The 21,611-nt window shown below is 73.2% G+C and carries 23 protein-coding genes; 9 read left to right on the top strand and 14 right to left on the bottom strand.

Features of this window, described 5'->3' with window-relative positions:
• Nucleotide 1 precedes the first annotated feature (1 nt).
• Both ABD811_RS17720 and ABD811_RS17715 read right to left on the bottom strand, forming a co-directional pair.
• Nucleotides 2-430 (bottom strand): Zn-ribbon domain-containing OB-fold protein, encoded by a 429-nt coding sequence (locus ABD811_RS17720; RefSeq protein WP_344948443.1) that lies wholly within the window; start codon nucleotides 428-430, stop codon nucleotides 2-4.
• Nucleotides 427-1,587 (bottom strand): thiolase C-terminal domain-containing protein, encoded by a 1,161-nt coding sequence (locus tag ABD811_RS17715; RefSeq protein WP_344948440.1) that lies wholly within the window; start codon nucleotides 1,585-1,587, stop codon nucleotides 427-429. Before ABD811_RS17715 ends, ABD811_RS17720 begins: the two co-directional genes overlap by 4 nt.
• Nucleotides 1,588-1,951: 364 nt before the next feature.
• On the opposite strand from ABD811_RS17715, the gene ABD811_RS17710 reads away from it, so the two are divergent.
• The gene (locus tag ABD811_RS17710; protein WP_344948437.1) at nucleotides 1,952-2,482 is read left to right on the top strand and encodes a flavin reductase family protein; all 531 of its coding nucleotides are present in this window, start codon (nucleotides 1,952-1,954) and stop codon (nucleotides 2,480-2,482) included.
• A 25-nt stretch (nucleotides 2,483-2,507) separates the two neighbouring features.
• On the opposite strand, the gene ABD811_RS17705 is transcribed toward ABD811_RS17710, so the two are convergent.
• The 6 genes from ABD811_RS17705 to ABD811_RS17680 all read right to left on the bottom strand — a co-directional run bounded on the left by ABD811_RS17705 (nucleotide 2,508) and on the right by ABD811_RS17680 (nucleotide 8,803).
• Complete coding sequence (locus tag ABD811_RS17705; protein WP_344948511.1) at nucleotides 2,508-3,767, bottom strand: ROK family protein; 1,260 nt, start codon at nucleotides 3,765-3,767, stop codon at nucleotides 2,508-2,510.
• Nucleotides 3,767-4,600 (bottom strand): ATP-binding cassette domain-containing protein, encoded by an 834-nt coding sequence (locus ABD811_RS17700; protein WP_344948434.1) that lies wholly within the window; start codon nucleotides 4,598-4,600, stop codon nucleotides 3,767-3,769. The genes ABD811_RS17705 and ABD811_RS17700 overlap by 1 nt, the downstream gene beginning before the upstream one ends.
• 227 nt (nucleotides 4,601-4,827) lie before the next feature.
• Complete coding sequence (locus ABD811_RS17695; protein ID WP_344948431.1) at nucleotides 4,828-6,108, bottom strand: sugar ABC transporter permease; 1,281 nt, start codon at nucleotides 6,106-6,108, stop codon at nucleotides 4,828-4,830.
• 11 nt (nucleotides 6,109-6,119) lie between these two features.
• Nucleotides 6,120-6,905 carry an ATP-binding cassette domain-containing protein gene (locus ABD811_RS17690; protein WP_344948428.1) on the bottom strand — a complete coding sequence of 262 codons (786 nt, stop codon included), beginning with the start codon at nucleotides 6,903-6,905 and terminating at the stop codon, nucleotides 6,120-6,122.
• A 106-nt stretch (nucleotides 6,906-7,011) separates the two neighbouring features.
• Entirely contained in the window at nucleotides 7,012-8,085 is a 1,074-nt protein-coding gene (locus ABD811_RS17685; protein WP_344948425.1) for a sugar ABC transporter substrate-binding protein, read from the bottom strand.
• A 409-nt stretch (nucleotides 8,086-8,494) separates the two neighbouring features.
• Nucleotides 8,495-8,803 carry a hypothetical protein gene (locus ABD811_RS17680; protein WP_344948422.1) on the bottom strand — a complete coding sequence of 103 codons (309 nt, stop codon included), beginning with the start codon at nucleotides 8,801-8,803 and terminating at the stop codon, nucleotides 8,495-8,497.
• 188 nt (nucleotides 8,804-8,991) lie between these two features.
• Here ABD811_RS17680 and ABD811_RS17675 point away from each other — a divergent pair, with 188 nt between their 5' ends.
• On the top strand, nucleotides 8,992-9,675 hold the full coding sequence (locus ABD811_RS17675; protein WP_344948419.1) for a hypothetical protein: 684 nt from the start codon (nucleotides 8,992-8,994) through the stop codon (nucleotides 9,673-9,675).
• 13 nt (nucleotides 9,676-9,688) lie between these two features.
• Here the strand turns inward: ABD811_RS17675 and ABD811_RS17670 are convergent, their stop codons facing one another.
• The gene (locus ABD811_RS17670; RefSeq protein WP_344948416.1) at nucleotides 9,689-10,360 is read right to left on the bottom strand and encodes a hypothetical protein; all 672 of its coding nucleotides are present in this window, start codon (nucleotides 10,358-10,360) and stop codon (nucleotides 9,689-9,691) included.
• 191 nt (nucleotides 10,361-10,551) lie between these two features.
• Between ABD811_RS17670 and ABD811_RS17665 the strand changes: the two genes are divergently transcribed.
• Entirely contained in the window at nucleotides 10,552-11,640 is a 1,089-nt protein-coding gene (locus ABD811_RS17665) for an Rv1352/Rv1906c domain-containing protein (protein WP_344948413.1), read from the top strand.
• A 4-nt stretch (nucleotides 11,641-11,644) separates the two neighbouring features.
• On the opposite strand, the gene ABD811_RS17660 is transcribed toward ABD811_RS17665, so the two are convergent.
• Both ABD811_RS17660 and ABD811_RS17655 read right to left on the bottom strand, forming a co-directional pair.
• Complete coding sequence (locus ABD811_RS17660; protein ID WP_344948410.1) at nucleotides 11,645-12,406, bottom strand: putative protein N(5)-glutamine methyltransferase; 762 nt, start codon at nucleotides 12,404-12,406, stop codon at nucleotides 11,645-11,647.
• Nucleotides 12,407-12,409: 3 nt separating this feature from the next.
• Nucleotides 12,410-13,003, bottom strand: coding sequence for an HAD family hydrolase (locus ABD811_RS17655; protein ID WP_344948407.1), 594 nt, complete (start codon nucleotides 13,001-13,003; stop codon nucleotides 12,410-12,412).
• Nucleotides 13,004-13,125: 122 nt separating this feature from the next.
• Here ABD811_RS17655 and ABD811_RS17650 point away from each other — a divergent pair, with 122 nt between their 5' ends.
• Nucleotides 13,126-13,788, top strand: coding sequence for a TetR/AcrR family transcriptional regulator (locus ABD811_RS17650; RefSeq protein ID WP_344948404.1), 663 nt, complete (start codon nucleotides 13,126-13,128; stop codon nucleotides 13,786-13,788).
• Nucleotides 13,789-14,035: 247 nt separating this feature from the next.
• Nucleotides 14,036-14,266: a hypothetical protein gene (locus ABD811_RS17645; protein ID WP_344948401.1), complete on the top strand. Its 231-nt coding sequence runs from the start codon at nucleotides 14,036-14,038 to the stop codon at nucleotides 14,264-14,266.
• 15 nt (nucleotides 14,267-14,281) lie between these two features.
• Here ABD811_RS17645 and ABD811_RS17640 read toward each other — a convergent pair whose 3' ends face one another.
• The 3 genes from ABD811_RS17640 to ABD811_RS17630 all read right to left on the bottom strand — a co-directional run bounded on the left by ABD811_RS17640 (nucleotide 14,282) and on the right by ABD811_RS17630 (nucleotide 16,369).
• Entirely contained in the window at nucleotides 14,282-15,427 is a 1,146-nt protein-coding gene (locus ABD811_RS17640) for a thiolase C-terminal domain-containing protein (protein ID WP_344948398.1), read from the bottom strand.
• Between the two features lie 155 nt (nucleotides 15,428-15,582).
• Nucleotides 15,583-15,885: a Dabb family protein gene (locus ABD811_RS17635; RefSeq protein ID WP_344948396.1), complete on the bottom strand. Its 303-nt coding sequence runs from the start codon at nucleotides 15,883-15,885 to the stop codon at nucleotides 15,583-15,585.
• Nucleotides 15,886-15,913: 28 nt separating this feature from the next.
• A complete protein-coding gene (locus tag ABD811_RS17630) occupies nucleotides 15,914-16,369 on the bottom strand; it encodes a flavodoxin family protein (RefSeq protein ID WP_344948393.1) in 456 nt (151 codons plus the stop codon).
• A gap of 117 nt (nucleotides 16,370-16,486) precedes the next feature.
• Here ABD811_RS17630 and ABD811_RS17625 point away from each other — a divergent pair, with 117 nt between their 5' ends.
• From ABD811_RS17625 to ABD811_RS17610, 4 genes are all read left to right on the top strand, one after another.
• A complete protein-coding gene (locus ABD811_RS17625; protein ID WP_344948390.1) occupies nucleotides 16,487-18,127 on the top strand; it encodes a bifunctional lysylphosphatidylglycerol flippase/synthetase MprF in 1,641 nt (546 codons plus the stop codon).
• A 204-nt stretch (nucleotides 18,128-18,331) separates the two neighbouring features.
• Complete coding sequence (locus ABD811_RS17620) at nucleotides 18,332-19,390, top strand: LLM class flavin-dependent oxidoreductase (protein ID WP_344948508.1); 1,059 nt, start codon at nucleotides 18,332-18,334, stop codon at nucleotides 19,388-19,390.
• Nucleotides 19,391-19,456: 66 nt separating this feature from the next.
• Entirely contained in the window at nucleotides 19,457-20,989 is a 1,533-nt protein-coding gene (locus ABD811_RS17615) for an AMP-binding protein (RefSeq protein WP_344948388.1), read from the top strand.
• A gap of 254 nt (nucleotides 20,990-21,243) precedes the next feature.
• On the top strand, nucleotides 21,244-21,447 hold the full coding sequence (locus ABD811_RS17610) for a cold-shock protein (RefSeq protein WP_344948385.1): 204 nt from the start codon (nucleotides 21,244-21,246) through the stop codon (nucleotides 21,445-21,447).
• The last annotated feature ends 164 nt before the right edge of the window (nucleotides 21,448-21,611 follow it).

The raw sequence follows: 21,611 nt of genomic DNA, 5'->3' as shown, positions 1-21,611 counted from the left end.
GTCAGCGGTGGGGGCGCCACTGCACGAGGGTGGTGTCGTCGTCGACGTCGGCGAACACGGCCTCGACGGGCAGGCCGGGCCGCAGGACGTCCGGTTCGGCGTCCACGAGGTTGCCGTACACGAGCAGGTCGTCGCCGTGGCCGAGACCGTCGTCGAGGCGGACGAGCAGCACCGTGAACGGCACCTCGTCGGCCATGGACGGCATGAACACCTGGTGGTTGACGATCCAGCTGTAGACGCGGCCGGTGCCGGACGCGGGCGTCCACTCGTACTCCAGCGAGCGGCACCTGTTGCAGACGGCGCGGGCCGGGAAGCGCGGCGTGCCGCAGCCCGCGCAGCGCTGCACGAGCAGCTCGTGCCGCCGGACGGCCTCCCACCAGGGCGCCGAGTCGCGGTCGGCCTGGGGACGGGGACGCTGCCGAAGGCTCACGTGTCGCTCCTGAGGATCAGCGCCGAGGTGCCCGCGAGCACGTATCCCGGCTGGGCGGTGGACAGGGCGACCTCGGCGCCGGGCACCTGGCGGTCGCCGGCGGCTCCGCGCAGCTGGGCGACGGCCTCGGCGATGTGGTTGATGCCGTGCACGTATCCCTCGGACAGGAACCCGCCGTGGGTGTTGACGGGCAGCTCGCCGTCGAGGGCGATCGCCCCGGACGCCGCGTACGGGCCGCCCTCTCCCTTGGCGCAGAAGCCGTAGTCCTCCAGCTGCACCAGCACCGAGTAGGTGAAGCAGTCGTACAGCTCGGCCACGTCGATGTCTCCCGGGCCCACGCCCGCCATGGCGTACAGGCGGGGCGCGAGGCGGGCGGCCTCGGTGACGGTGAAGTCGGTGCCGGTCCCGGAGAAGAGGCTGTCGCCGCCGCCCCAGGCCGCGCCGGACACCAGCACGGGCGGCCGCCGCAGGTCGCGGGCGCGTTCGCGGGAGGTGACGACGACGGCGCAGGCCCCGTCGGTCTCCAGGCAGCAGTCCAGCAGGCGCAGCGGTTCGGCGATCCAGCGCGACGCCAGGTAGTCGTCCAGGGTGATGGGGTCGCGTTTGAGCGCGCGGGCGTTCTTCACCGCGTTGGCGCGCTGGGTCACGGCGATGTGGCCGAGGTGCTCGTGCGTGGTGCCGTAGGCGTTCATGTGCGCGCGGGTGAACATGGCGAACTGCTGCGGCGGCGCGAAGTACCCGTACGGCGCCTGGTACTGCGCGTCGAAGACGGGTGCGGCGCCCCGTCCGGTGCCGCCCATGCGGAACTCCGAACGCGCGTTGATGGCCCGGTAGCACACCACCGTGTCGGCGACGCCCGCGGCGACCGCCATGGCGGCCTGGCCGACCACCGAGTGCGAGACGCTGCCGCCGCCGAACTGGTCGAGGTACCAGGAGACCTCGGGGACGCCGAGCGCGGGCGCCACCACCCAGGGCGGGGTGGAGTCGCCGACGCGGTGGGTGGCCAGCGCGTCCACGTCGTCGACGGACAGGCCCGCGTCGTCCAGCGCGGCCATGATGGCCCGCACGGCCAGGGTGAGCGTCGACACACCCGAGTTCTTGCTGAACGGGGTGTAGCCGACCCCGGCGATCGCCGCCCGGTCACGGAAGCCCGCCACGCACACCCTCCTTACCAAGCAATCGCTTGTTTACCAGGACCCTACTCCGCCGAAGGTCCTAGGTCCAGGATGGGACTTTCGTCGCGTCCCGCCGGTTACGGGAATCGATCGGGCGCCGGGTGCATTGTGATGCCACGCGGGGGCGGGCGGTCCCGTACGGCCTGACGCCGGAGCCGACCCGGCTTGACACCGCGAACGGGGCCGCCCTATCGTCCAAGCAAGCGCTTGGCTAAGAGAAGGGATCGGGCAGATGGCCGACGCCGCGACAGCGGCCGTGCCGGACGGGGCGGCCACCGGGCCGCCGACCGGCCGGGCCGCGCGCCGCCCGGCCGAGCGACCCGCCGGCCAGGGAGTGGATCGTCGTATGCACGGATCGCCCAACGGCTCGTCGGCGTCCCCGGCCAACGGGGCGGTGACCGACATCGACTCCGCGCGGTTCCGGTCGGTGCTGGGCCGGTTCGCGACCGGGGTGGTCGCCATCACCGGCATCGAGGCCGGCGGCCGTCCCACCGGCCTGGCCGCCAACTCGTTCACCTCCGTGTCGCTGGACCCGCCGCTGGTGGCCTTCTGCGTGGCGCACACCAGCACGACCTGGCCGCGGCTGCGCAGCGCACCCCGCCTGTGCGTCAACATCCTGGGCGAGCGGCAGCTGGACGTGTGCAAGCAGCTGGCCGTCAAGGGCGGCGACAAGTTCGCCGGCATCGGCTGGAGCGCCTCGCCCAGCGGCGGGCCGGTCATCGACGGGGCGCTGGCCTGGATCGAGTGCTCGGTCGAGGACGAGCACGTCGCGGGGGACCACATGATCGTGGTGGCGCGGGTACACCACCTGGACAAGCTGCACGACGGCGAGCCCCTGCTGTTCTACAAGGGCGGCTACGGCCGCTTCGACGGCTGAGCCGCGCGCCCGCGCCCGCCGGCCCTCACGGAACCGGCGCGTCCTCCGGCGTGGTGCGCAGGCGCGCCAGCACCTGGACGGGGTCGGACAGCACGTCGGCGAACGCGAACTCCGCCGCCCCCACCAGCGTGGTGTCGTCCCCCAGCGCGGCCGTGCGCAGCTTCACCCGCTCGCGCGGCGCGGCCAGCGCGCCCGTCGCCAGCACGCTGCGGATCTGCGCGGCCGCGCCGAGGTAGACGTCGCGCAGCGTGCCCCCGAAGATGACCATCCCGGGGTTGAAGATGTTGACCAGGTCGGCGACGCCGCGGCCGAGCCAGGTGCCGACCCGGTGCAGGGCGTCGCGGGCCACGACGTCGCCGCGCGCCGCCGCGTCCACCACCGCGCGCACCGCCTCGCGCCCCGGCACGTCCGGCGACTCGCGCCGCCCGGCCAGGTCGAGCAGGGTGCGCTCGCCGACCTCGGCCTCCAGGCAGCCGCGCGACCCGCAGGCGCAGCGGCGGCCACCCGGGTTGACGACCATGTGGCCGATCTCGCCGCCGTAGCCGTCCTCGCCGCCCAGCAGCCGCCCGCCGGTGATGATGCCGCCGCCGACGCCCACGTCGCCGTGCAGGTAGATCAGGTCGCTGACGCCCACGCCCGCGCCGCGCTCGTGCTCGGCCAGCGCGCCCAGGTTGGCGTCGTTGCACACCGCGACCGGCACGCCGAGGCCGAGCCGCCGCGACAGCACCTCGCCGACGGCCACCTCGCGCACGTCCAGGTTCGGGCCGAACATGACGCGGTCGTCGGAGCGGCGCACGATGCCGGGGAACGCCAGCGCCGCGCCCACGCAGGTCGCCTCGTCCCCGGCCTTGCGCATCAGCGAGCGCGCCGCCGCCGCCAGCGCGCCCACCATCTCGTGCGGATCGGCCGCCGCCCCCGGGGCGGCGGCCGCGGCCGCGGCGGGGCGGGCGGCCTCACGGCGGTCGAGGATGACGCCCCCGAGCCCGACCCGCGCCACGGTGAGCCGGTCGACGCCCACGTCGAACGCCAGCACGTACACCCGCGTCGACTCCGGCCGCACCACCAGCGACGGCCGTCCCGCGCGGCGGCCGGGACGGCGCGGCAGCTCCTCGCGCACCAGCCCGGCCGCGGTCAGGTCGGACGTCAGCGCCATGATGGTGCTGCGGTTGAGCCCGAGGGTCTCGGCGAGGGTGGCCCGCGACGCCGGGCCCCGGACGTGCACGAAGCGCAGCAGCGCGCCCAGGTTGTGCCGCCGGATCTCCTCCTGGGACGGGCCTGCCTTCATCATGCGGGCGGCTCCGCCGCCTGCGGGGTGACGTCCGCGCCGAGCGGGCCGCCCGCCGGTCCGCCCGGACGCTCGTCCGGCGGCTCCAGGGTCGCGCTCCGCCCGGCGGTGATCAGCTCGACGACCTGGGTGTGGGTGACGTCGGCGGTGCGCACCTGGGCGACCATGCGGCCCAGGTACAGCGCGGCGATCCGGTCGGACACCGCGAACACGTCGTTCATGTTGTGCGAGATCAGCACCACGGCCAGGCCGCGGTCGGCCAGGCGCCGCACCAGCTCCAGCACCTGCCGGGTCTGCGCCACCCCCAGCGCCGACGACGGCTCGTCCAGGATGACGACCTTGGAGTCGCCGAGCACCGCGCGGGCGATCGCGACGGTCTGCCGCTGCCCGCCCGACAGCGCCCACACCGGCTGGCGCACCGAACCGGTCATCCGCACCGACAGCCCGGCCAGGATGTCGGCGGCGACCTCCTCCATCTCGGCCTCGTCCAGCACCATGCCGCGGCGGCGCTCGCGGCCGAGGAACAGATTCTGCACGATGTCGAGGTTCTCGCACAGGGCCAGGTCCTGGTGGACGACCTCGATGCCGAGCGAGGCCGCCTCGCGGGGGTTGTCGACCCGGACCGGCCGGCCCTCGAACAGGTACTCGCCGCGGTCCCGCCGCACGATCCCGGCCATGCACTTGACCAGCGTGGTCTTGCCCGCGCCGTTGTCGCCGACCAGCGCGGTGACCTCCCCGGGGTAGGCGACGAAGTCGACGTCGTGCAGCACCGTGACGGGTCCGAAGCTCTTGTGGACGCCGCGCAGGTCCAGGACGGGCGTGACTGCTGACATGCCGAGGGGCTCCCACCGTGCCGCCCCGCCGAGGGCTGCGGAGCGGTCCTGACCGGTGAGCCTAGCAGTTCCCCAGCTGGCGGCACCGGCGTCCGGCGCCGCGCGGCCGGCGGGCTGAGCGGGACCGGCCCACGCGGCCCCGCCCGCCGGGGACCCGGTACGGGCCGGGTCCCCGGCTCGGTCGCCGCCCCTGCCGCGCGGGAACCATCCGGACAGGGCGGGCAGGTTCACCGCCCCGTCGCCGCCCGCCGCCGCCGGGCCAGCGCGTCGATGCTGGCGGCCAGCAGCAGCACCGACCCGGTGATGAGGTAGTTGGCGTACGCCTTGGCGCCCAGCAGGCCGAGGCCGTTGGCGATGGTGGCCACGACCAGGCCGCCCAGCACCGCGTCGCGGGCCTTGCCCCGCCCGCCGAACAGGCTCGTCCCGCCGATCACCGCGGCGCCCACGCCGAGCAGCAGCGTGTTGCCCGCGCCCGCGTCGGGGGTGACCGAGTTCAGCCGGGACGCGGCCACGATCCCGCTGAGCGCCGCCAGGCCCGAGCAGATCATGAACACGGACATGCGGATGCGGGTCACGTTGATCCCGGCGCGGCGGGCGGCCTCGGCGTTGCCGCCGACGGCGTAGATGTGCCGCCCGTAGGCGGTGCGGGCGAGCACGAACGTGCACACGATCAGCAGCACGCCCACCAGCGGCACGCCCCACGGGATGCCCGCCAGCGTGATCAGCGGGCTGGGCGCCCGGTCCAGGCTGAGCAGGTAGGTGCCGAACAGCAGCGCCGCCGCGACCACCGCGGACTGGGCGACCACCAGTTCCAGCGGACGGCCCGCCAGCTCGCGCGCCCGCTGCTGCTGCCAGCGCCGCAGCTGGATCGCGGCGTAGCCGACGGCGCAGACCAGCGCCAGCACCCAGCCCAGCCAGACCGGCATGTTCTTGTTGGCCAGCGCGACGATCACGTCGTCGCGCACCGGCACCGTGCCGCCCTCGCCGATCAGCCGCAGCGTGATGCCCTGCAGGCCGAGGAACAGCGCGAGCGTCACCACGAACGACGGTATCCGGATCACCGCCACCAGCCAGCCGATGGCGGTGCCGATCACGATGCCGGCGGCCACCGCCGCCAGCACCGCCACGTACCACGGCTGCCCGGCGTCGACGATGAGCTTGGCCATCACCGCGGAGCACACGCCGCTGGCGACCCCGGCCGACAGGTCGATCTCGCCGAGCAGCAGCACGAACACCAGGCCCATCGCCAGGATCGTCACCGGCAGCGCCTGGACGAACAGGTTGGCGATGTTGCGCTCGCTCAGGAAGGTCTCGGGGCGCAGCGCGGTGAACAGCACCACCAGCCCGACCAGTCCGAGGATCGCCGGGAGTGCGCCGAGGTCGCCCGAGCGCACCCGGCCCCAGTAGTCGAGCGCGGCCGACCGCACGTCGTGCGTCCTGCGGTCGACGGCGAAGTCGGAGTCCGCCAGCGTCGCCGCGGCGGCGCCCTTTGACATTTCGGTGGACATCGCGGTTTTCCTTAGATGGTCTCGGCCGCGGTCGCCGGGGCGAGCCCCAGGTCGCCGGACCGGCCCGCGGTGATCAGTTCGACGACCTGGGCGTGGGTGACGTCGGCGCGCCGCACCTCGGCGGCCACCCGGCCCAGGTAGAGGGCGGTGATCCGGTCCGCCACCTCGAACACGTCGTTCATGTTGTGCGAGATCAGCACGACGGCGTGGCCGGTGTCGGCCAGCCGGCGCACCAGATCGAGCACCTGCCGGGTCTGCGCCACGCCGAGCGCCGCGGTGGGCTCGTCCAGGATGACCACCTTCGACTCCCACAGCGCGGCCTTGGCGATCGCGACGGTCTGCCGCTGCCCGCCGGACAGGCTGGCCACCTGCTGCCGGACGGACTTGACGGTGCGGACCGACAGCCGGGCCAGCGTCTCACGCGCCGCCTCCTCCATCGAGTCCTCGTCGAGCACGATGCCCCGGCGCCGTTCCCGGCCGAGGAACATGTTCTGCACGATGTCCAGATTGTCGGCGAGGGCCAGGTCCTGGTAGACGACCTCGATGCCGAGCGCCGCGGCGTCGCGGGGGCCGCCGATCTGCACCGGCCGGCCCTCGAACTCGATCCGCCCCGAGTCGATCGGGTGGATACCGGCGATGCTCTTGATCAGGGTGGACTTGCCCGCGCCGTTGTCGCCGACCAGGGCCATCACCTCGCCGCGGTGCACGGCGAAGTCCACGTCGTGCAGGACGTGGACGGGACCGAAGCTCTTGTTGACCCCGGTCAGGCGGAGTACGGGTTCACCGTTGTCTGCCACGTGTTTCCCTTCGGGAGCGGGTGGCCCGCGGCGGGCCCCGGGCGCGCGCGGCGCAGCACGGCGCGGGAGGAGCGCGCGCCCCCAGCGGAGGGGCCCGCCACGGGGGTCACTGGATGCCGGCGTCCTTGCACTTGGCGGCGTACTCGCCCTTGCAGAGGTCTTCCTTCTTGACGAACCCGTCGTCCACGACCTGCTTGACGTTCTCCTTGTACACCGCGATCGGGTTGAGCAGCACCGAGGGCACGTCGCGCTTGCCCTGCGGGTCGTTCACCGTGCCGGTGGTCTCGGCCTTCTCACCCTTCAGCAGCGCGACCGCCAGCTTGGCCGCCGCGTCGGCCTCCTGCTTGACCGGCTTGTAGACCGTCATGCACTGGTTGCCGTCCAGGATGTTCTGCAGCCCCTCCAGGGTGGCGTCCTGGCCGGTCACCGGCACCTTGCCCGCCTCGGAGTTCTTCTTCAGGATCGAGATGGCCGCGTTGCCGACCCCGTCGTTGGCGGCCAGCACGCCGTCGATCTTGCCGTTCTGCTGCGTCCACATCTGCTCGAAGATCGTGGCGGCCTGCTGGTTGTCCCAGTTCGGCACCGCCTGCTCGGCGACCTTCTTGTAGGTGGAGACCTTGTCGAGCACGCTGTGCGCGCCCTGGGCGAAGAGCGTGGCGTTGTTGTCGGTGGCCGCGCCGTTGAGGTAGACGATGTTGGCGTTCTTGTCGCCGAGGCACTTCTGCAGGCCCTTGCCGAGCTCCTCGCCGACCTTGACGTTGTCGAACGAGACGTAGTAGTCGGCGACGCCGCCCAGGGTGAGCCGGTCGTAGTCGATCGTCTTGACGCCCTGCTGCTGCGCCTTGCGCTGCACGGCCGCGGCGGAGTTGGAGTCGATGCCGTCCACCACCAGCACGGTGACGCCGTTGGTGATCATCTGGTCGGCGATGGTCTGGAACCGCTGGGTGTCGCCCTCGGCGTTCTGGATGTCGTACTGCACCCCGGCCGCCTTGAACGCCTGCTCCAGGTACGGCCGGTCGAAGCTCTCGTAACGGACCGACGACTTGGTGTCCGGGAGGATCACGCCGATCTTGCCCTTGGACGACTCGGACGAGGTCTCGCCGGAGTCGTCCCCGCACGCGGTGAGCGTGAGCGCCGCCGCCACCGAAACGGCGGTGAGGCTGAGGATCCCCTTGCGCATCTGCACGGGTCCTTTCTCGGGGGTCGGCCGCGCCGGCGCGGCCGGGGGTTGACGGGGTGGGAACGCGCGCGGCACCGTGACCGGGATCACGAACCACGCGTATGTTGTGCCCCGCAACATATGTCGCGCCCCCGGGGAACGCCAAGACACTGCCGCCACCTAATTTGTTGGAGCCGGTAACAATCCCGTAACACGAGATCAACCTGGGTGCCCGCCACCTGCCCGGTCCCGCCGGGCATGCGGCGGCACATCACCGCAGCGTGAGTCGAATGTTTCCCGCCTCAACATTCGCCCGGCCGGAGGCCGCGGGCGGCGGCGGGGGGAGGGCATGCCGAAAGCGTGATCATGCAGGCCCGGTTGCCGGCGGCTGCATGATCACGCCGTCTCGTCCGTCATGCGGCGCGCGGGGTCAGTCCGCGGCCAGGACCGCCGCGACGCGGGCGGCCGCGGCGGTGACGTCGTCGGCGGCCGCGATGCGCTCCGCCCACGACCACCAGTACCACCACCCGTCCGCGCCGTCCTCCACCAGGATGTTCTCCGTGAGAACGGATGCGGCCGGATTCATCACGTGCAGGCTGGGCGAACCGTCGCGCGGGACGGTGAGCCGCGCGCGCATTCCCCGCCGCCGCAGCTCGTCGCCGAGCTTCTCCAGATAGTCGATCCGCGTTGCGGACAACGCGGCCGTTCCCGTGTCAGGCGCCATCTCGTCAGGCGTCATCTCGCTTCTCCAACCTGGGGCGCCCCCGCGCCCCGCCATGGACTCCGCGCGGCCCGACGAGGCCAGCCTTACGCGTCACCGGGACGGACGCAAGCACTTCGAGCAGGTCAGCGCGGCCATCCGGCCCCCATGGCAGGCGATCCGGGATATCTTGCGCGTAGGACACGCATGCGGAAGGCAGGAGACCGATGACGCAGGGTTCCGCGAAGCTCACCAGGCCCGACCTGCCGCTGCCGGGCCGGACCGGCCGCGCTCCCGGCACCGGAAACTGGCACCGCTTCCACTACCCGATCGGCGTGTTCGTCATCGCCTACGGGGCGACCGGACTGCTCACCGCGCTGATCTCCTGGGATGACCGCCGCGCCGAGCTGGCCGACTACCTCGGCTCCGGCCCGGCCGCCCCGGCACTGGTGCTGGTCAAGGTCGTCGAACTGCTGCTCGTGCTGCTCACCGTGGCCGGTCTCGTCCGGCGGCGGGACGTGTGGCTGCTGCCCGCGCTCACCGGCTGGGCGGCCGGTTTCGCCCTGTTCGCCGTGGTGGACGTGGTCAAGGGCCGCTGGGGCGGCCTCCTGGAGCACACCCTGTACCTGGCCGGGTTCGCGTTCCTGCTGTTCCTGTCGTATGCGCTGAGCGTGCGGGCGCGGGTCGGCCGCGGCGCCGTGCGGCGCCCGGGAGAGCGCCCGGTGGCGGGCGCCGGCGCGGGTTCCGACGCGAATTCCGATTCGGGTTCCGATTCGGGTTCCGGCTCGCCGGACTCGGATCTGCGGCCGAGCGGACTCACCCGCACCCAGGAGCTGGCGCTGGAGGCGCTGAACCGCTGGCAGCAGCGCCTCGAGCGGCAGCGGCAGCAGCAGCAACAGCCGCCCGCCTAGGCAGGCACCTGGGTCAGGTGACGATCCAGCCGATGGCGGTCATCGTGCCGGGCGGGACCTCGGTGAACGCCGCGTCCCGCACCGCCACCGTCGCGTGCTCGACGCACCGCCGCCAGGGCACGTCCCTGATGACGTACACCCGCAGGCCGCCCTCGATCCACGCGTGCGCCTGCGGCGGGGGCGCCTGACGCAGCAGCAGGTGCGCGGCGTGCCCGCTCTGCGCCGCGGCCTTGCCGGTGCTCATCGTCACGTCCGGGTTCAGCGCGATCGCCGCGTACGGGGGTTCGGGCGGCGGCTTGGGCTCGTCCTCGTCGGGCAGGTCCAGGCCGGCGACCTGCAGCTTGGCGATCTCGGGCGGCACCTCGTCGACGGCACCGGGCACGAACGCCCGCACCTGCGCGCCCTGGACGTCCACGGTCACCCCGGGGAGCCGCTGCACGTCCGACCACCGCGCCCCGCGCGCCCGCCGCGTCACCTTGCGGATGCGGCCCGCCTCCCAGCGGGCCACGAACGGGTGCCACTCCCCCTCCGGGTCGGCCGCCCGCGGATCGGTGAGCAGCGTCGCGACCGCGGTCGCGGCGGCCGCGCACACCGCGCCGTGGGCGGGCGGTGACGCCTTCTCGGCGCGCGCCACCAGCTGCATCGCCCACGGGGGCTCGTCGAACGGGTCGGTGGAAGGTCGCACGCCTGGAGTATTCCATTCCCCGCCCGGTGCCAAGAGCATGGCCCGTCCGGGACTTCCCCCGGCCGGTTCTGGGTAAAGCAACCCGTATCGTCCCGCCGGACGTATGCACGGGTGCAGGGGAACGTCCGCGGGGCGCGCCTCGTAGGAGGGAACGAGGGAACACGGCGGAGAGGTCGGCTCGGAGGTCGCCGGTGACCAGTGGTGCCTGGAGCAATTCCATACCGGGAATCGGAACGTTCTTCGTCGGCATCGACGTGGCGCCCGGACGCTACCGGTGCGAGGACGGCAAGGGCGGCTGGTGGGTGCGGTTCACCGGACCGGGCGGGGGCGAGCCGGTCGGGTCCTGGCCGCTGCCCGCGGGCCCCACCGAGATCGAGATCGCGCCCACCGACTTCGCGTTCGAGACCCACGTCGGGACGTACTGGCGCAAGATCGCTCCGCCGCGCGGCGAGGACGGTGAAGGGGGCGCGGCCGACGTGCGCCCGGTGGCCGACCCGTCGCTGCGCGCCGAGCTGGACCGCATCGTCGCCCGGCAGCGGCCGCTGATGTGGCTGGCCCCGCTGACCGTGCTCGGCGTCGGCCTGGTCGGCTCGCCCGTGCTGGGGTCGCTGTGGCTGCTGGGGCTGGCGATGCTGGCCATGCTGGTCGCGCTCGGCTCCCCCGCGTTCTCGCTGGACCTGCGGCGCGCCCGCGAGCTGGCCCGCCGCCGCGACCGGTACCTGACCCCCGAGGACTTCGACGAGGAGGGCCGCGCGCTGCTGGCCCGCGTGCAGGCCGCCGTCGACGCGGTGCGCGACTCGGAGGTCAACCAGGAGGGGCTGCTCGACGCGCTGGACAACGCCGTCACCCTGCCCCGCCAGGAATGGGAGATCGCGCAGGTGCTGGCGCGGCAGTCCCGGCTGCGCGGCGAGCAGCGCGAGGTCTCCGAGTCGGCCGGGCTGCCGGAGGTGGAGGCGGCGCTGCGTCCGCTGCGCGAGAAGCTGGACGTCTCCGTGGCGGCCGTGACGCGCCGCGTGGAGGCGCTGGAGCGCTACGCCGAGCGCACCCGCGCCGCCGACGAGGCGCTGCGCGCGCACCGCCACCTGGAGACGCTGGCCGCCAAGGCGCACGAGTACGACGAGCTGCTGGCCGACACCGTCCGCGACGACCTGGCGATCCCGGCCATCGAACGGCTCACCGAGCACAGCGAGGAGCTCGTCCGCACGCTGCGCAGCCGTCTCGCCGAGGCGGCCGAGGCGGGCGGCGAGGCGGGGGGCGAGCTACCGCCGCCGCCCCGGTGACCGCTCAGGCGAGGGCGGCGACGACGATGGTGGCGTCCAGGTCGTCGCAGGCGGCCGGCTCCGGTCGCAGGCCGTGCTCGGCGGCGGCCCGCAGGGCGTCCGGGAGCTGGCGCCGGCTGGTCTCGAACAGCAGGTGGCCGCCGGGCGCCAGCCACGACGGCGCCTCCGCGATGACGCGCCGGGCGACCCGCAGGCCGTCCGCGCCTCCGTCGAGGGCCGTCCGCGGCTCGTGGTCGCGGGCCTCGGGCGGCAGGAGGGCGACCTCGCCGCTGGGGACGTACGGCACGTTGGCGACCAGCACGTCCACCCGGCCCCGCAGCGCGGACGGCAGCGGGTCGAACAGGTCCCCCTCGTACACGTGCGCGGCGGCGAGGTTGCGGCGGGCGCAGGCCACCGCGGCCGGGTCGATGTCGGCGGCGTGCAGGTCGAGGCGGCCGGCGGACGCGGCCAGCACGGCGCCCACCGCGCCCGAGCCGCAGCACAGGTCGACGGCGACGCCGCCCGGCGGGACGAGGGCGGCCGCCCGCCGGGCCAGGAACTCGGTGCGGCGGCGCGGGACGAACACGCCGGGGTCGACGGCGACGCGCAGCCCGCAGAACTCCGCCCAGCCGACCACGTGCTCCAGGGGCATGCCGTCGGCGCGCCGGACGACCATGGCGTCCAGTTCGGCGGGGGTGCGGGCGGCGGCGAGGAGCATGCGCGCCTCGTCCTCGGCGAAGACGCAGCCGGCGGCCCGCAGCCTGGTGACGACGTCGGAGAAGGGCAAGAACTACACCAGCTCCCGGACCTGGGCGGGCGAGCGGAACACCTCGGCGCGCATGCCGACCTCCCGCGCGGCGACGACGTTGCCCTCCCGGTCGTCGAAGAAGAGCACCTCACCTGGGGCGACGCCCAGCCGCTCGGCGCAGATCAGGTACGCGCGCGGGTCGGGCTTGGCCACGCCGATGCGGCAGGAGTAGGTCAGCGCGGCAAAGCGCGACAGCCAGTCGCCGTGCCGGGCCTCGAAGCGCGGCACCAGCTCGTCGATGATGTTGGACAGCAGGCCGAGGGTGCGGCCCCGGTCGGCCAGTTCCACGACCAGTTCGACCATGGCCTCGTCGACGTCGACCCAGCTGTCGAGATCGGCCTCGACCAGGCCGGGGACGTCGGGGAAGCGAGTGCCGAGCCGGTCCGCCACCGCCGCCCAGTAGGCCGCGCCGTCCTGGCCGGCGTCGTAGGGAGGACGGCACTCCCAGTACGCCTCCCAGAAGGCGGTGGCGGACTCGCCGGACACCCCGGCCACCTTCTCGATCCGCCGGATCGCCTCGGGGCTCTGGGTTCGGGCGATCACTCCGTACAGGTCGAACACGATCACATCGGCCATGCGTCCGAGCCTACGGCCCGGTCCGGACCGGAAAGGATCACCAAGCGCTTGGTGCGCGGCGTTAACCTGGTGGTGACAGGCGACTTGAACAAGCGGTTGGGCGCGAGCGGCATAATGAGAGGGTGACGACCACGAGCACCAATTCAGGACGACCCAAAGCCCGCACCACCGGTGAGGGCGCCACCCGCCGCCGCGGCCGCGGTTCGCCCGCGCTGGCCTCGGAGCGGCGTGAGCACCTGATCAGGCTCGCGGCCGAACTGTTCGCCGAGAAGGGCTACCAGGCCACCACGGTACGCGACATCGCCAAGGAGGCCGGGATCCTGTCCGGCAGCCTCTACCACCACTTCAACTCCAAGGAGTCGATCGTCGACGAGATCCTCTCGGGGTTCTTCGACGAGGTGATGTCGTCCTACCGGTCCGTCATCGAGGAGGGGCGCGATCCCCGGGAGACCATCGCCGGGCTGGTGCGCATCGCGTTCGGCACGCTGGAGCCGCACCGCGCCGCCATCACGGTGATGCAGAACGACTGGAACTACCTCAAGGACCGCTTGGACTACCTGACCAAGTCCGAGGACGAGGTCGAGAAGATGTGGGTCGACACCATCCGGGCGGGCCAGGAGCAGGGCCTGTTCCGCGCCGACATCGACCCCAAGCTCACCTACCGGATGATCCGCGACACGATCTGGGTGGCGGTCCGCTGGTTCCGCCCCGGCGGCCGCCTCGACGCCGCCGGGCTGTCCGAGCACTACCTCAAGGTCATGTTCGACGGCATCAACACCCACTGAGACACCGGCCGCACAGAGCCCGGGCGCCCGCCGGCGCCCGGGTTTTCCGTTGCCTGCCGGGCGGGTTCGCCCCTTACCCCATGGAGAGTCCATCGGGCGGTGAAAGCACCGAAACGGAGTGTCGGCGTCTCGTCCACTCTCCTGCCCGCATATCGTGGTAACGATCGCATATTGCCTGGTCAGAGTGACGCTCCGCGCCGACGGGACGCTGCTATCCATATGGGTGGACCGGGGGGAAAGGGGCACGATGACGGCTCAACGGGGTGCCGCCGACCACGGCGAGCCGCCCGAGGCGGAGTTCCGGGCCGCGATGGTCCGCGGCCTGCAGGAGCAGTTCCCCGGCGTCCGCGTCTGGTACGGCGAGGCCACCGGTTCCTGGTGGGCGATGGTCGCGCTGCGCGGCGGTCCCCGCCTGCTGGAGGCCCCGACACCGCAGCAGCTCCGCGAGGCCATCCTCAGCGCCCTGTCCATCGGCTGACCCCCTGTCCCCGCCCTATCCTCCCGGGCGCGTGAGGACGGCCGCGCTTCCGTAGCCGCCGCCGAATCCGGTGACGAGCGCGACGGCGGCGTCCGCGACCTGGTTGACGCCCGTGCCGCGCAGTTGCCGGACGGCCTCGGCGACGTTGTTCAGGCCGTGCACGTACCCCTCCGACAGCAGCCCGCCGTGCGGGTTGACCGGCACCCGCCCGTCCCAGGCGATCTCCCGCGAGCGCAGGACGGCCCCCAGGTCGTCACGGGCGGCCAGGCCGAAGTCCTCGAGCTGGCGCGGGACGAGCCAGCTGTAGGCGTCGTAGAGCAGGGCCACGTCGATGTGGTCGGGTTTCATGCCCGCGGCCTCGTACAGGGGCCCGGCCAGATAGGCGGAGAACACGCGCGTGACGTCCTCGGCCTTGTCCATGGCGGACGCGCCGGGCCCGCCGCCGCGGACGACGGCGTGCACGCGCGGCGCGTCGGGGGCGCGGTCGGCGCGGGTGACGACCAGCGCGCACGCCCCGTCGGTCTCCTGGCAGCAGTCCAGGCGGCGCAGCGGCGAGGCGACCATGGGGCTGTCCAGGTAGGCGGGCAGGTCGACGCGGTCGCGGCGCATGGCGCGGGGGTTGCGGGCGGCGTGCGCGCGGGACTGGTCGACGACGGCGTGGGTGTGCTCCTCGGTCAGGCCGGTGTCGTGCAGGTAGCGCTGCCCGGCGAGCGCGAACTGGTGCACCGGGCCCGCCATGCCGTACGGATGCGTGAACTGCTCCTCGGCGCCCTCGCCGAGCTTGAGGCCGAGGGCGTTCATGCGCCTGCCGGAACGGCCGTTGAGGGCCCGGTAGATCAGGACGGTCCCGGCCAGGCCGGCGTCGACGAGCATGGCGGCGTCGGCGAGGATCGAGGCGCTCTGCGTGCCGCCGCCGTAGATCTCGTTGTGCCAGCCGACCTCGGACATCCCCAGCGCGCGGGCCAGGTACAGCACGGGCGCCGAGTCGCCCAGGTGGTAGCACAGGATCGCGTCGGGACGGTCGACGCCCGCGTCGGCCAGGGCGGCGCGGCACGCCTCGGCGGCCAGCTCCAGCTCGGTGCGGCCGGACGCGCGCGACAGCGCGGTCATGCCGATCCCGGAGATCGCCGCCTTGCCGGAGAAACCCTGTCCGCCGGTCACCGCCCGTCCCTCCGCGCACGGATGCCGACCGCCGGAGACGGGGCGCGATCCGTCCCCGGCGGGCGGCGTCCCAGCGGCCCGCGCGCCCCTGGATGCGCGCGGCCCTATGAGGCGACGCTAACCCGAACCGGCTGACTAGACAAGCGCTTGCTCGGTTACCGCAGCTCGTACTGGACGGCGGCGCGCCGCGCGACGAGCGGCTTGATGTACTGGTCGACGACGGCGCGGTGCGCGGGATGGTCGCGGTAGGCCACGTAGCCGTCCCTGTCGGCGAAGTCGGCCACCACCACGAAGTCGTGGTTGCCGGGGTTGACGCCCGCGTCGGCGCCCACGCTGTACGCCTGGATCTCGGGGATGATCCCCGGCAGTTCCAGCAGCCGGTCCGCGACCTCCTGCTGCTGCTGGGTGGTCGTGCCGTCCACCCAGCCGAACATCACCACGTGACGGAATCCGCTCATGCGCGCCACGTTAGCGTCCCGTGTGCGCTCAGACCTCGCCCAGCTCGGCGGCGACCATGGCGCCCAGCTCCCAGCACTCCTCCAGGTCGGCCTTGCCGGGCTCGCCCGTCACCACCACCGGCGGGCGCACCGCCCGCCACCTCAGGCCCGTCGTGATCGCCTCCAGGGCGCGCAGGGCGCCGGTGGCGTCGTTGTTGCCGTGCAGGTACGCCCCGAACGGACGGCGGACGGTGGCCTCCAGGCAGGGGTAGTAGACGGTGTCGAAGAAGTGCTTGAGCGCGCCGGACAGGTACCCGAGGTTGACCGGGGTGCCCAGCAGGTAGCCGTCGGCCTCCAGGACGTCCACGGCCGTGCAGGTCAGCGCCGGGCGGGCCACCGCCTCCACGCCCGCGACCTGGTCGGTGCCCGCGCCCGCCCGCACCGCCTCGTACATGGCCTGCAGGGTCGGCGACGGCGTGTGGTGGACGATCAGCAGCCTTCTCATCGCAACCGGCTCCAGGGGATCATCGCCTCCGGCGATGATAGGTGAACAGGGATGAACGACCGAACCGGGGAATGAGTTCCCGAAGATCATGGTTGCGGTTCGGCGGAGGTGTCGATCGTGGAACGCACCCGGCCGGAGGCGTCCCTGCGGGCGTCGGCGGCGGTCACCGCGGCCGTCGCCGTACTGCTCGCGGTGCCCGCGCTGGGCAACGCCCCGTCCGCCGTCGTCACGCTGTCGGTGCTGGTGACGGGCAACCCGCTGGCGCCGCCGCACGCGCTGGTGCTGGCCGCGGCCGTCGCCCTGCTGGCGCGCGGCGTGCTGCTGCGCCGCCGCGCCGCCTGGTACGGCCTGCTGACCCTGGTGGCGATGGGCGTGCTCGCCGTGCTGGCGGGCCAGGACCCGCTCTGGCGGCTGCCGCTGCTCGCCGCGGCCGCGGCGGTGCTGTGGCGGCTGCGCGACGGCTTCCCCGTCCGGCCGCATCCCGAGCGGGTGCGCGCGGCGGTGCGCACCGGCGCGGTGCTGGTGGTCGCCTCGGCGGCCGCGGCGGTTCTGGTCGGCGGGGTGTCGGTCCGGTCGGTGGGCCATGACGTGGCGTTCGGCCTCGGCGCCATGGGCGCGCCGCTGGACGGGGCGTCGTGGCTGCCGGGGGTGCTGGGCCTGACCGGCGGGGCGGGGCTGCTGCTCATCGTGATCACGTTGCTGGCGGCCGATCCGGCGCCGCCGCCCGGGGCCGAGGACGAGCGGCGCCGCGTCGCCCGGCTCGTCGCGCACCCGGCGTCCGACACCCTGGCCCCGTTCGCGCTGCGCCGCGACAAGTCGTACGTGTTCAGCCCGGACGGCCGGGCCGCGATCGGCTACCGCGTGCTGTTCGGCGTCGCGGTGGCGGGCGGCGACCCGGTGGGCGATCCCGCGTCGCACGAGGCCGCCGTCGCGCGGTTCCTGGAGATGTGCCGCCGCGCCGGCTGGCGGCCCGCCGTGCTGGGCGCGGGCGCCGAGCTGCTGCCGCTGTGGGCGCCGCTGCGCTCGTTCGGCTTCGGCGACGAGGTGATCATCCGCACGGACGGGTTCGGCCTGGAGGGGCGGCGGATGCGCAACGTCCGGCAGGCCGTCCGGCGCACCCACAACGCGGGCGTGACCGTGCGGATCCTGCGCGAGGGCGAGCTGGCGCCCGAGCTGCGCGAGGCGCTCGGGCAGGTCGCGGCGCGCTCGCTGGGCGGGGCGTCCGAGCGCGGTTTCTCCATGAACCTGGACGAGCTGCTGACCGGCTACCACGCCGGCGCGCTGATCGCCGTCGCCCACGACGGCGCCGGGGAGCCGATCGCGTTCCAGCGGTACGTGGTCGCCGGGTCGGGGATCAGCCTGGACGCGATGCGGCGGGCGCCGGGCGGGCCCAACGGCGTCAACGAGCGGCTGATCGTCGAGGTCGTCGAGTACGCGCGGCGGCACGGCGTGGCGACGGTGTCGCTGAACTTCGCGGCGTTCCGCGAGCTGCTGGAGGCCGAGGAGCGCGGCCTGGCCGAGCGCGCCGGGTACCGGGCGCTGCACCTGCTCGACCCGTGGATCGCGGTGGAGTCGCTGTACCTGTTCGACCGCAAGTTCCGGCCCGCGTACCGGCCGCGCAGCATCGTCTTCCGGTCCTGGTGGGACATCGCCTGGCTGGCGGCGGCGCTGCTGACGCTGGAGTTCGGCCGGCCCCGGCCGGTGCCCGCGCCCGAGGAGCCGCTGCCCGGCGCCGCCGGGCTGCCGCAACGTCCCTGATCAGCACGCCGGGGCGGGGACGCCGCCGCGCCATGCCGGCGGCGGCGCCCGCCCGGCCGTGGTTTTGCCTGCTAGGCTTCCCAAGCGAGCGCTTGGTACGTAATGATGGGACCGGCGTTGTCCCGACCCGGCGGACGCCGGGGGCGCCCCCGCGCACGCGCCGGGCCCGGTGAAGAAGGAGCCGTAGACGTGGCCGACCGCCCGATGAAGTTCTCGACCTTCCACCTGTTCCACCAGAACGCGGGCCAGAGCGCGCGCGAGGTGTACGACTACCAGATCGAGGTGATCGAGCTTCTGGAGGAGCTCGGCTTCGACGGGGTGTGGGTCGCCGAGCACCACTTCCGGGACTACGGGGTGGTGCCCAACATCTTCACCATGCTGGCCCACCTGGCGGCCCGCACCGAACGGCTGCGGCTGGGCACCGGCATCGTCGTGCTGCCCCTGCACAACCCGATCCACGTGGCCGAGGAGGCCGCGATGGTGGACCTGCTGTCGGGCGGGCGCCTGGACCTCGGGGTGGGCCGCGGCTACCAGAGCGTCGAGTTCGAGAACTTCGGGCTCGACCTGGGCGAGGCCCGGGACCGCTTCAACGAGTGCCTCGACATGATGGTCGGTCTCTGGACGCAGGACGGCTACGAGTACAAGGGCCGCTACTACGGCACCGGCCGTCCGCTGACACTGACACCGCGTCCGCTGCAGAAGCCGCACCCGCCGCTGCACGTGGCGGCGATCAGCCCCGAGACCGTGGAGATCTACGCCGCCCGCGGCCTGCCGATCCTGGCCGACCCCGCCGCCCCGTTCCGCAAGATCGCCAAGGCGGCCGAGACCTGGCACGCCGTCGCCGCCGCCAACGACGTGGACACCGCGGGCGCCGAGCTGGTGGCCAGCCGCATCGTGTACGTGGCGCCGACCATCGAGCAGGCCCGCGAGGACCAGGCCCGCTTCGAGGCCGCCTTCGACCGCTCGCGCATCTTCAACGTGCAGAGCGCCCCCATCGACCCGCGCACCGGCGAGGCCGCCAAGGGCTTCGAGTACTACCAGAACCGCTACCTCAAGGGCGGCTCGGTCGACAACGAGTTCCGCTGGGAGCAGCTGGAGGTGATCGGTGACCCCGAGCGGGTCATCGGCCAGATCAAGATGATCCAGGAGATGGGCTACTCCCACCTGATGTGCGACTTCGGCTCGACGCGGCCGATGCCCGTCGAGGAGATGAAGAAGGTCCTGAAGTTCTTCGCCGCGGAGGTCATGCCCGCCTTCCGCTGAGCGAGCGACCGAGCCACGGCACCTCCCCGCCACCACCCCCGGTTTCCGTCACATCCAGGAGGCGCGATGTCCGTCGTACACCGGCTCACACTCGGGGACGTTCTCGGCGAGCACCGGCGGGGCCGGCCGCTCGGCACCGCCGTGGTCGACGGCGACGTGCGGCTGACCTGGCCCGAGCTGGACGCGCGGGTGAACCGCCTGGCGGGCGCGCTGGCCGCCGAGGGCGTCACGGCGGGCGGGCGCGTGCTGTGGCTGGGGCAGAACTCCTTCCGCGTGCTGGAGCTGCTGCTGGCCTGCTCCCGGCTCGGGGCGATCTTCTGCCCGGCCAACTGGCGGCAGTCCGCCGACGAGCTCGCCCACGTGCTCACCGACCTGGCTCCGGCGGTGGTCGTGTGGGAGGAGTCGGAGGCGGTGGAGAAGGCGCGCGGGCAGGTCACGCTCGACGCGCGCTGGGTGCGCTCGGGCGGGGAGGCGGGCTCGGACGGCGCGATCGAGTACGAGGCGTGGGCCGCCGCGGGCGACGCGATCGACCCCGACGCCGACGTGTCCCCCGACTCCCCCGTCCTGGCGCTCTACACCGCCGCGTTCGACGGACGTCCCCACGCCGCCCTGCTCAGCGACGCCGCGCTGGTCGCGCACAGCATGTCGCTGCTGCACGTCCGGCAGATGGAGGACGGGTTCACCTTCCTGGCGTGCGGGCCGCTGTTCCACGTCGGCACGATGATGTTCACGCTGGCCACCTTCCAGCTCGGCGGCACGGTCGTGTTCACCCCGGCCTACGAGCCGGCGGAGGTCTGCCGCCTGATCGAGCGCGAGCGGGTCACCCAGGCGTTCCTGTTCGGCCCGATGATCGACGGGCTCGTCCAGGCCAACAAGGACCGGACCTTCGACCTGTCCTCGCTGCGCTTCGTCTCGCACTCCCCCGAGTGGGACGACATGATCACCGTGGACGACAGCCCCTGGTGCGCGTCGAAGATGGGCGGCTACGGGCAGACCGAGGTCGGCGGCATGCTGACGTTCCTCGGCCTCGGCATGGGCGGCACGGGGGCGGCGGGCCGGCCGTCGCCGCTCACGCAGGTGCGGATCCTGGACGCCTCCGGCGCCGAGGTCCCGCCGGGCGAGGTCGGCGAGATCTGCGCGCGCGGCCACAGCGTGTTCTCCGGCTACTGGAACCGCCCCGAGCTGAACGCGGCCAAGACGGCGGGCGGCTGGCACCACACCGGCGACCTGGGACGGCGCGAGCCCGACGGCACCATCACCTTCATCGGCCCCAGGCTGCGCATGATCAAGTCGGCGAACGAGAACATCTACCCCGCCGAGGTGGAGCGCGCCCTCAAGACCCATCCGGCCGTCGCCGACGCCGCCGTGATCGGGGTGCCGGACGACCGGTTCGGCCAGTCCCCCAAGGCCATCGTGGTGCTCCGGGACGGCGCCGCCGCCACCCCCGACGAGATCATCGAGCACGTGCGCACCGAGATCGCCTCGTACAAGAAGCCGCGGCACGTGGAGTTCGCCGACGAGATCCCCAAGAAGGGCTTCACGCCCGATTACGACGTGCTGGACGAACGCTACGGCGGCGGCGCCTACCCCGGCTCCTGACGCACGCGGACGCGCCGATTTCCTGGGACAACTCGGACATACCGTCCGGCCTCGGCGGTCGCCGGGGCCGGACGGTGTGCGATGCTCCCGAACGTGTGCTAGTCTGACCTGAGTTGCGGTTCCCATAGACTCTGTGTGCGCCTGCCGGTTCGGACAGGCGCATTTTTGTTGTTCTGGATCCTCCGGATGGGGTCATCGCGGCGAACCCGGGTCCACAAGGTGTGCGACCCGGACCGACCCAGAAGGAGACACATATGGCCACCGGCACCGTGAAGTGGTTCAACGCCGAAAAGGGCTTCGGTTTCATCGAGCAGGACGGCGGCGGCGCCGACGTCTTCGCTCACTTCAGCAACATCGCGGCCCAGGGCTTCCGTGAGCTTCAGGAAGGCCAGAAGGTGTCGTTCGACATCGTCCAGGGCCAGAAGGGCCTGCAGGCCGAGAACATCGTCGCCGCCTGACCCTTCTGCGTCCCACTGACGACGCGCGGCGCGGTGCCGCGGCCCACGGCCGCGGCACCGCCCGCCGTCGCCGACGCTGCCCGTCCACCGTCACGGGCGACCGCGCCGAACACCCGCCCGAGCGGGCGGCGCCCATCACACCGACGCGACGGGCCCACCGGCGG

Origin of the sequence: Actinomadura miaoliensis, from assembly GCF_039536785.1 — a bacterium.
Taxonomy (GTDB): domain Bacteria; phylum Actinomycetota; class Actinomycetes; order Streptosporangiales; family Streptosporangiaceae; genus Spirillospora; species Spirillospora miaoliensis.
This window is presented reverse-complemented; position numbering and strand designations above follow the sequence as displayed.